Source organism: Mesorhizobium sp. M4B.F.Ca.ET.089.01.1.1 (genome assembly GCF_004022605.1).
GTDB classification, from domain to species: domain Bacteria; phylum Pseudomonadota; class Alphaproteobacteria; order Rhizobiales; family Rhizobiaceae; genus Mesorhizobium; species Mesorhizobium abyssinicae.
The window spans coordinates 1-9,306 of sequence record NZ_RZOS01000220.1 but is presented as its reverse complement, the minus strand read 5'-3'; the positions used below and the strand labels follow the sequence as shown (position 1 = coordinate 9,306).

Below are 9,306 nucleotides of genomic sequence, written 5' to 3'. Positions count from 1 at the left end.
GTCAGGTCCCCCATAGGCAAGAAACGCCAAGCGCTGTCGGGCGCGATCCTTGGCGGTGTGTGGCTCGTCCCGGCTGCGGGCTAGAGCTGTTCCAGGATGTGAGCAGCGCCCGACGTGTCGACACCGGGCTTGGTCTCGACGTTGAGAGCGGTGACCTTGCCGTCTTCGACGATCATCGAAAAGCGCTTCGAGCGCAGCCCCATGCCGCTTGCCGAAAGGTCGTTGTCGAGACCGACCGACTTGGCGAAGTCGCCACTGCCGTCGGCCAGATAGAGGATCTTGTCTTCGCCGCCGGTGAAGCGCGCCCAGGCGCCCATGACATGCGCGTCGTTGACAGAGACGACGGCGATCGTGTCGACGCCGCGCGCCAGAATGGCGTCACGGTTTTCCAGATAGCCGGGCAAATGGTTGTTGCTGCAGGTCGGCGTGAAGGCGCCGGGCACGCCGAACAGCACCACCTTCTTTCCCGCGAAGATCTCGGCCGCCGTGATCGGCTTGGCGCCGTCGGCGGTCATCGTCTTGAAGGTCGCTTCGGGCAGTTTGTCGCCAACGGAGATCATGGAATACCTCGTTCGATGATTGGGAGAGATGGAGGGCAGGGCGTGCCCTTGCGATAGCGAAGTCGGATGCCGCCCGCAACTGCCGGGCCGCCTGGAGCAAGAGATGTTGCGATCTGCGTCACGGGAAGGGTAGCAGACCCTCGACCGCGCCGTCGGCGCTGGTCAGCGTGTAGTGCAGCCCGCCATCGGTTGGCGTCGTCGACGGCCGGTCGAGGATCGGCACCGTGAACACCAGCTTGCCGTCCTTCTGGCTGCGCAACGGGGCGCCGAACATATAGTCCCGCTCGCCGGCGACGAAGAAGTCGGCCGCTTCCGGATCGCCCGGGAAGCTCGCTTCGACGACCAGCGTCTCATGGTCGCCCGGCAGCACGTTGACGCCGAAATCGGGCCGTGGCGGCGCCGGCAGCGCCGCGAATGCCGCCTTTACCTGCGCCGCATCCTCGGCATTGTCCGCGTCGGAAGCCGGGTCGATGGTCAGTCGCGTCTGCACGGGAATGCAGATCGTCTCGCAGATGCCGAGGAAGACATCGGCCACGATGATGGTCGGCTGGTCGGCGGCCGACAGCGTGAAGGTCACCGGCAGCGACACCGGATGGTCGTAGCCGGCCCATTTGCCGTAGCCGTCGTCATGGCGCTGCGGCGGCGGAAACGAGAAGGCGGCGCTCGCCACGTTGGTGCTCGGCGAAATGTCGATCTGCGGCGGCACGCCGGCATCGCCAGGGTCGCGCCAATAGGTTTTCCAGCCGGGCTTCAGCGCAATGTCGAGCACGCCCTGCACGTGCCCGGCCTCGTCGGGCTTGCCGCTGGTGACGAGCCGCACCTGGCCGCCTTCGCTGTTGTACCAGATCGAGGAGGAGGCCGAGGCGGGAATGCTCGTTCCCAATCCAAAGGCGGAGCAGAGCAGCAGGATCTTCAAGCTTTGCATGGCGGTGATTTGATCGTCAGTTCATGGCTGCGCAATGATTTCATCAGCCATTCGGTATCATATTTGCGTGACATCGTGCGCGTGCCAAAAAGCGCGCGGCGCAATCGGCAGCGGCACGCCGGCCGCAAATCGCGCGCGGCGCATCTTTCCGACGCCCGGGAAACGCGTTACCCTCCCATCCATGGACTTGTTGCGCCACAAGAAGACGGCCGCCGGACGCGGCTTTCTCGACGATCAGTTCCTGATTGCCATGCCCGGCATGAAGGACGACCGCTTCACGCGCTCCGTCATCTACATCTGCGCCCACAGCGACGAGGGCGCGATGGGCCTGATCATCAACCAGACGCAGCAGATGCTGTTTCCGGATCTTTTGGTGCAGCTCGGCATCATGAACGAGCAGGAGGCGATCCGCTTGCCGGCGCATGCGCGCGATTTCGTCGTGCGCAACGGCGGGCCGGTGGACCGCAGCCGCGGCTTCGTCCTGCATTCCGGCGACTACCGGGTGGAATCCTCGCTCAGCGTTTCCGACGACATCTGCCTGACCGCCACCGTCGACATATTGCGCGCCATCTCGTCCGGCCGCGGTCCCCGCCATGCGCTGATGGCGCTCGGCTATTCCGGCTGGGGCGCAGGCCAGCTCGAAAGCGAGATCGCCGAGAATGGCTGGCTGACCTGCCCGGCGACACCGGAGCTTCTGTTCGACGCCGACATCGAGCGCAAATACGACCGCATCCTCGCCTCGATCGGCATCGATCTCGCGCATCTCAGCCTGGCCGCCGGCCACGCCTGATCAGGCCTGCGTCAGCGGATACTGTTCCTTCAGCGTCTTCAGCACCTGGTCGCCGGGCATCGGCGCGCCGAACATGAAGCTCTGCACATATTCGCAGCCCATCTGGCGCAGCTCCAGCGCATCGCTTTCGTCCGAGATGCCTTCCGCCACGACGGACAGGCCAAGCTCGTGCGCCATGTTGACCATGGACTTCAGCAGCACGGCGCGTTTCGGCGTCGCGTCGTCGACGAAGCTCTTGTCGATCTTGATCGTGTCGAAGGGGAAGCGCGTCAGGTAGGACAGCGAGGAATAGCCGGTGCCGAAATCGTCGAGCGACAGCCCGATGCCGAGCTGCTTCAGCTTGGTCAGCACATGCGAGGTCTGCTCGGGATTGTCCATCACCAGCGATTCGGTGAGCTCGAGGCGGAAGCAGCGCGGCTTCAGATTGGCGCGCGCGATGACCGAGCGCACGTCGCTGACCAGGTCGCGGCGGATCAGCTGGCGGCTGGAGAGGTTGACCGAAACCGACAGCGGCGCGTCGCCGATCTGCTTCTGCCAGGTCGCCAGGTCCTCGGCCGCCTGCTGCATGGCGAACAGGCCGAGCTGCACGATCAGCCCGCAATTCTCGGCGACGGGAATGAAATCCGCCGGCGGGATCATGCCGCGGCGCGGATGGTCCCATCTGAGCAGCGCCTCGAAGCCGGCGACGCTGCCGTCCTCCAGCCGCACGATCGGCTGGTAGGCGAGGGTGAATTCACGCCGTTCGATGGCGCGGCGCAGGTCGGATTCGAACTGCAGCCGGTCCGTGCCGACGGTGCGGAAGGCTGGCCGGAACGGTTCGATCCTGTCGCCGCCGAAGCGCTTGGCCTGGTGCATGGCGAGCTCGGCGTCCTTGACCATGTCCTCGGACGAGGTCTGCGCCGTCGTCCAGGTGATCAGCCCGATCGAGGCGGTCAGCACGATCTCGCGCTTGGCGAAGGTGATCGGGTTGTTGATCGCATGCTTGATGGCGTCCGCCACCGCGGCGATGCGGGCCGGATCCTGTTCCGACAGCAGCATCAGCGCGAACTGGTCGCCGGCAAAGCGCGACAGCGAATCCTTCGGCTTCAAGAGCCGGTGCAGACGGCGCGCAATGGTGAGCAGGATGGTGTCGCCGGCCGAGATGCCGAGGCCGTCATTGACCTGCTTGAAGCGGTCGATGTCGATAACGAAGACGGTCGGCCGCACCTTGTCTTCGGTGCGGGCGATCGAGATGATCGCCTCCAGCCGGTTCATGAACAGTTCGCGGTTCGGCAGGCCGGTCAGATTGTCGTGCACGGCGTCGTGCAGCAGCCGTTCCTCGGATTTTTTCTGCTCGGTCACGTCGACCATGGTGCCGACGCAGCGGATCACCTCGCCGTCCGAGCCGATCACTGGGCGGGCGCGCAGCGCGAACCAATGATAGTGGCCGTCGGCGCCGCGCAGGCGGAAATTCTGCGCCACCCGGCCGCGACGATGCTCCAGCACAACGTCGAGCGTGGTGCGGAAGGTGTCGCGGTCGTCGGCATGCAGCACCGGCAGCCAGTTGCGGGCCGCCCCGCCAAGGCTGTTGGGGGCAAGGCCAAGTTGCAGGCTGACATCTGGCTTGGTGACGACACGGTCGCGCAGCACGTCCCAGTCCCAGACGATGTCGCCCGATCCGGCGACGGCGAGCGCCTGCCGTTCGAGATCGGAGAACAGGCCCTGGTGGGCGCCACCGCCGGCGAAGGCGTGCTGCATGACGGTGAAGCCGATCAGAAGGATGATCAGGATCAGGCCGCCGCCCAGCGCTGGCTGGGCGATATCGTTGTCGAGCATGCCGGTGATCGCCATCCACGACCCGCATAGCCACAGCAAGACCATAACCCAACTCGGCACCAGCATGATCGCACGGTCATAGCCACGAATGCCGAGGAAGATGATCAGGCCGAGCCCGGTCAGCGCGGTTGCCGCGAACGAGATGCGGGCGATGCCGGCCGCCACCGCCGGATCGATGATGGCGACGCCGGCGATCAAGAGCAGGCCGAGGATCCAGACCAGCGCGCCGTAGCTGAAATGGCCGTGCCATCGGTTGAGGTTGAGATAGGCGAACAGGAACACAACGAAGGTCGCCGCCAGCGCCACCTCCGTTCCGGCGCGCCACATCTGTTCATTGCCGGGCGATATCTCGATGATCTTGTTGAGGAAGCCGAAATCGACGCAGATATAGGCAAGCACCGCCCAGGCAAGCGCGGCCGTCGCCGGGAACATCGAGGTGCCCTTGACGACGAACAGGATGGTCAGGAACAGCGCTAGCAGGCCGGCGATGCCGATGACGATGCCGCGGAACAGCGTGTAGGAATTGACCGAGTCCTTGTAGGATTCCGGATCCCAGAGGTAGACCTGCGGCAGTTTCGGCGAGGCAAGCTCGGCGACAAAGGTGACCACAGTGCCGGGGTTCAGCGTCACCCGGAAGACGTCGGCATCGGGGCTGGTCTGGCGGTCGAGCGCGAAGCCTTCGCTGGGCGTGATCGCGGCGATACGCGTCGCGCCGAGATCGGGCCAGAAGATGCCGGAATTCACCAGCCGGAAATGCGGCGCCACGATCAGCCGGTCGAGCTGCTGGTCGGTGGTGTTGGCGAGCGCGAACACGGCCCAGTCGCCACTCGATCGCGAATCCTTCGCTTCCACCTCGATGCGCCTTACGATGCCGTCGGGGCCGGGGGCTGTCGAGACCTGGAAATTCTCGCCTTGATTCGGGTACAGATCGAAGGCGCGCGAGAGATCGAGCGCCACGTCGTCGCGGGCGATCTTGATCGGCTCGACGGCGAACGCCGGCGAGGCTGCGCAGAGCGCAACGACCATCGCCAGGACAAGGGCGAGCAGCGACGCGAATCGCGAAAAATTCGTCAACTATCAGCCCTTCGTTCCAGCGCCCGGCGGATCGTCCGCGATCCGGGCGTAGAGGTAATGATCCTGCCAGATACCATTGATCCTGAGGTAGGATCGCAGAAGTCCTTCGCGCCGGAATCCGGCTTTTTCAAGCACGCGGATCGACCGGGCGTTGTCGGGAATACAGGCCGCTTCGATCCGGTGCAACCTCAGCGTATCGAAGGCGAAGCGCGACACCAGCTTGACCGCCTCGGTCATCAGGCCGCGGCCGCCATAGCGCTCGCCGATCCAGTAGCCGATATGGCCGCTTTGCGCGACGCCATGGCGGATGTTGCCGAGCGTGATGCCGCCGGCGAGCTTGCCGCTCGACTTCTCGAAGATGAAGAAGGCGATCGCGGTGCCTTGCGCGTAATCCTCGCGATAGCGGCTGATGCGCAGCCGCCATGCCGTGCGGTCGAGCTCGTCCGGCGTCCAGCGCGGCTCCCACGGCTCCAGGAAGGCGCGGCTTTCACCGCGCAGCGTCGACCAATCACGATAGTCGTTGGTCAGCGGCACGCGCAGCGTGACCTTGTCGCCCTTCAGTGCCGGCAGGTCGCGGCGAAAGAAAGGGAGCGCGAACATGGCGCTTGAGCAGGACTAGACGGCGAGCTTGCGGGCCGTCGTCTGCGGACCCGAAAGCGAATCGAGAATCGCCTCATAGGGCGCCAGCGTCCCCACGGGTCCGACGGCGGTGAGCGTCGGCTTGGTCGAAAACAGCCGCGACGAGAGATCGGTCAGCCGCTCGGTGGTGAGCGCCGCCAGCCGTTCCATCAGCTCTTCCTTGGCGATCGGCCGGCCGAACAGCAGCAATTGCCTGGCGATCTGCGAGGCGCGGCTGGCCGGGCTTTCGGCCGACATGATCAAACCGGCGCGGTATTGCGCGCGCGCCCGGTCGAGCTCCTCCTGCAGGATGTTCTCGCCGGCCTTCTGCAATTCGTCGATGATGACCGGCACCAGCTTGGCGATATCGCTCTGCCCTGTCGCGGCGTGCACGCCGAATATGCCGGTGTCGGAAAAGCCCCAGTGGAACGCGTAGACCGAGTAGCACAGGCCGCGTTTCTCGCGCACCTCCTGGAACAGCCTCGACGACATGCCGCCGCCGAGGATCATCGACAGCACCTGCGAGGCATAGAAATCGCGCACATGGTAGGCGCGGCCCTCGAAGCCGAGCACGATCTGCGCGTCCATCAGGTCGCGATCCTCGCGGAAGTCGCCGCCGACATATTGCGCGTATTGCGGAATGCTGCTCTCGGCCTTGGCGCGGAAGCCGCCGAGCCGCTTCTCCACCTCGCGCACGAAATTGTCGTGCTTGATGTCGCCGGCGGCCACGACCACCATGCGCTCGGCGCCGTACTGGCGCTCGATGAAATTGTGCAGCTGCTTGGAGGTGAAGGATTTGACCGTTTCCGGCGTGCCGAGGATCGAGCGGCCGATCGTCTGGTGGCGGAAGGCGGTTTCGGTGAAGCGATCGAAGACGATATCGTCGGGCGTGTCGTGCGCGGCGCCGATCTCCTGCAGGATCACATGCTGTTCGCGCTCCAGTTCTTCAGGGTCGAATTCGGACTCCTGCAGGATGTCTGCCAGGATGTCGACCGCCAGCGGCACGTCGTCGGAGAGCACCCTGGCGTAATAGGAGGTGGTCTCGACGCTGGTGGCGGCGTTGATCTCGCCGCCGACATTCTCGATTTCCGAGGCGATCTCGAAGGCGGTGCGCCTTTTCGTGCCCTTGAAGGCCATATGCTCGAGCAAATGGGCCATTCCGTGCTCTTCCTCACGCTCATTGCGTGCGCCCGACTTGACCCAGGCACCGAGGGCAACGGATTCGAGGCTTGGAAGGGTTTCGGTTGCGACTGTCAGGCCGTTCGACAGACGGCTTACCTCAACACCCATATGGCAAGTACTCCTTAACGCGCCGCCCGCGTGTGGCGTCCGACGTAATCTTCCACCATTTTCAGGTCGGAGGGAAGTACCGTGTATTTTTCGTCGGCTGTCATCAATGCGCCCAGCCATGCCGGCAGGGCCGGCGTGATGCCGCTGGCGGCCTCGACCGCGGCCGGGAACTTGGCTGGATGGGCGGTGCCCAGCACCACCATGGGGACTGCGCCATCGACCTTTCCGGCGGCAACGTGCACGGCCGCCGCCGTGTGCGGGTCGAGCAGATAGTTGCTCGCCGCGAGCGTCGAACGGATGGTGGCGGCGACCTCGTCGACGCTTGAACGGCCGGCGTCGAATTCGGCGCGGATCTTCGCGATTTCGCCCGCCTCGATGGTGAAGGCGCCGGACTGCTTCAGCCCGTTCATGTAGCGCCGCACGGTCTCGGCATCGCGGCCGGCCGCCTCGAACAGCAGGCGCTCGAAGTTCGACGACACCTGGATGTCCATCGACGGCGAGGTCGTGGCGAACACGCCCTTGGTGCGGTATTCGCCGCTCGCCAGCGTGCGCGCCAATATGTCGTTGTCATTGGTGGCGATGATCAGCCGATCGATCGGCAATCCCATCCTTTTCGCGGCATAACCGGCGAAGATATCGCCGAAATTGCCGGTCGGCACGGTGAACGACACCGGCCGGTCGGGCGCGCCGAGCGACAGCGCCGAGGAGAAATAATAGACGATCTGGGCCATGATGCGTGCCCAGTTGATCGAATTGACGCCCGACAACGAGACCCGGTCGCGAAAACCGTGGTCGTTGAACATGTCCTTCACCAGGCCCTGGCAATCGTCGAAATTGCCTTCGATCGACAGTGCATGCACGTTCGCCGCGCTAGACGTCGTCATCTGCCGCTGCTGCACCGGCGAGACCTTGCCGTGCGGGAAAAGGATGAAGATGTCGGTGCGGTCGCGGCTGGCGAAAGCATCGATCGCGGCGCCGCCGGTGTCGCCGGAGGTGGCGCCGACGATTGTGGCGCGCTGGCCGCGCTCGGCCAGCACATGATCCATCAGCCGCGCCAGCAGTTGCATGGCGACGTCCTTGAAAGCGAGCGTCGGGCCGTGGAAGAGTTCGAGCACGAAAGTGTTCGCCCCGGTCTGCACCAGCGGGCAGACGGCCTCGTGGCGGAAGGTGGCATAGGCCTCGCGCACCAGCCGCTCGAAGACGGGCGCCGCGATCTCGCCGCCCAGGAACGGCGTCAGCACGCGAATGGCAAGGTCGGGATAGGCGAGGCCGCGCATGGCGCGGATGTCGGAGGCGGAAAACTGCGGCCATTCGCGCGGCACGTAGAGCCCGCCGTCGCGGGCCAGCCCGGCCAGCACCGCGTCGGAAAATCCAAGCACGGGCGCGTCCCCGCGGGTACTCACATATTGCATCGTCACAAGTCCATTGCAGCCGGCGGGTTCATCCACCGCCAATTGGTTAATTTTCCGAGCCGGCTCAGTCGCATTTTCGCCGCGCCGTTGATATACGTCACCAGCTTTGCGAGAGGGAAGTGGAGTTCATGGCGTTTCATTCGGTCAACCGTCGTTTTGTCGCGGGTCTGGCGCTTGCCGGCTTTATGCTTGCCGCCGCCGGCTGCCAATCGAGCGACAATGGCATACTGAGCTTTGGTCTGGGCAAGAAGGACACCCAGGCGCCACCGCCGCCGCAGGACCCCAAGGTGCTTGCCAGCCAGTTGGAGGCCTATTGCCCGAAAGTGACGCTGCGCGACGGCACCGCCTACTTCAACACCTATGCCAAGGGCGGCGCCAAGCCCAGGAAGAAGGCCGACGCCGCGCAGGACGCCGAGGCCGCCGCCGCCCAGACCGCGCCTGATGGCACTATTGTCGATCCCGATCGCGATCCCGCCAAGGTCATCTATCAGGCCTCGATCACCGACGTGACCCGCGATTGCACGCGCGCCAACGGCCAGCTGTCGATGAAGATAGCGGTGGCCGGCAAGGTCGTGCCGGGACCGATGTTCGCGCCCGGCACCATCACCATGCCGATCCGCGTCGCGGTGATGCACGGCACCGATGTGCTCTACTCGCAGATCCACCAGTACCAGGTCCAGGTCTCCGACCCGTCGGCCGCGACGCAGTTCGTCTTCACCGACCAGAACGTCGTGGTGCCGGAACCGACCGCCAAGGACTACCAGGCCTTTGCCGGCTACGACGAAAACACGCCTAAAGCCGCGACCGACAAGGGCCGGTCTC

The 9,306-nt window shown here is 65.0% G+C and carries 8 protein-coding genes; 2 read left to right on the top strand and 6 right to left on the bottom strand.

Annotated features, from left to right (window positions below):
* Positions 1–80: 80 nt before the first annotated feature.
* Both EN780_RS20070 and EN780_RS20065 read right to left on the bottom strand, forming a co-directional pair.
* Complete coding sequence (locus EN780_RS20070) at positions 81–560, bottom strand: peroxiredoxin (RefSeq protein ID WP_127282497.1); 480 nt, start codon at positions 558–560, stop codon at positions 81–83.
* 118 nt (positions 561–678) lie between these two features.
* Positions 679–1,485 carry a protein-disulfide reductase DsbD domain-containing protein gene (locus tag EN780_RS20065; protein WP_128275093.1) on the bottom strand — a complete coding sequence of 269 codons (807 nt, stop codon included), beginning with the start codon at positions 1,483–1,485 and terminating at the stop codon, positions 679–681.
* Positions 1,486–1,666: 181 nt separating this feature from the next.
* Between EN780_RS20065 and EN780_RS20060 the strand changes: the two genes are divergently transcribed.
* Positions 1,667–2,275: a YqgE/AlgH family protein gene (locus EN780_RS20060; RefSeq protein ID WP_127282495.1), complete on the top strand. Its 609-nt coding sequence runs from the start codon at positions 1,667–1,669 to the stop codon at positions 2,273–2,275.
* Here the strand turns inward: EN780_RS20060 and EN780_RS20055 are convergent, their stop codons facing one another.
* From EN780_RS20055 to thrC, 4 genes are read right to left on the bottom strand one after another with little or no spacing between them, the layout of a single operon-like run.
* Positions 2,276–5,164, bottom strand: coding sequence for an EAL domain-containing protein (locus EN780_RS20055; RefSeq protein WP_189340471.1), 2,889 nt, complete (start codon positions 5,162–5,164; stop codon positions 2,276–2,278).
* A 3-nt stretch (positions 5,165–5,167) separates the two neighbouring features.
* Positions 5,168–5,764 (bottom strand): GNAT family protein, encoded by a 597-nt coding sequence (locus EN780_RS20050; protein ID WP_127282493.1) that lies wholly within the window; start codon positions 5,762–5,764, stop codon positions 5,168–5,170.
* A 15-nt stretch (positions 5,765–5,779) separates the two neighbouring features.
* Positions 5,780–7,072, bottom strand: coding sequence for a pitrilysin family protein (locus EN780_RS20045; protein ID WP_127282492.1), 1,293 nt, complete (start codon positions 7,070–7,072; stop codon positions 5,780–5,782).
* A 14-nt stretch (positions 7,073–7,086) separates the two neighbouring features.
* The gene (gene thrC, locus EN780_RS20040; RefSeq protein ID WP_128275092.1) at positions 7,087–8,484 is read right to left on the bottom strand and encodes a threonine synthase; all 1,398 of its coding nucleotides are present in this window, start codon (positions 8,482–8,484) and stop codon (positions 7,087–7,089) included.
* Between the two features lie 128 nt (positions 8,485–8,612).
* Between thrC and EN780_RS20035 the strand changes: the two genes are divergently transcribed.
* Positions 8,613–9,306: hypothetical protein (locus EN780_RS20035; protein WP_128275091.1), on the top strand; the 694-nt coding region annotated here is incomplete at its 3' end.

Coding starts and splice junctions, on each gene's coding strand:
- EN780_RS20070 (WP_127282497.1), bottom strand. CDS start 560: ATGATCTCCGTTGGCGACAAACTGCCCGAAGCGACCTTCAAGACGATG.
- EN780_RS20065 (WP_128275093.1), bottom strand. CDS start 1,485: ATGCAAAGCTTGAAGATCCTGCTGCTCTGCTCCGCCTTTGGATTGGGA.
- EN780_RS20060 (WP_127282495.1), top strand. CDS start 1,667: ATGGACTTGTTGCGCCACAAGAAGACGGCCGCCGGACGCGGCTTTCTC.
- EN780_RS20050 (WP_127282493.1), bottom strand. CDS start 5,764: ATGTTCGCGCTCCCTTTCTTTCGCCGCGACCTGCCGGCACTGAAGGGC.
- EN780_RS20045 (WP_127282492.1), bottom strand. CDS start 7,072: ATGGGTGTTGAGGTAAGCCGTCTGTCGAACGGCCTGACAGTCGCAACC.
- thrC (WP_128275092.1), bottom strand. CDS start 8,484: ATGCAATATGTGAGTACCCGCGGGGACGCGCCCGTGCTTGGATTTTCC.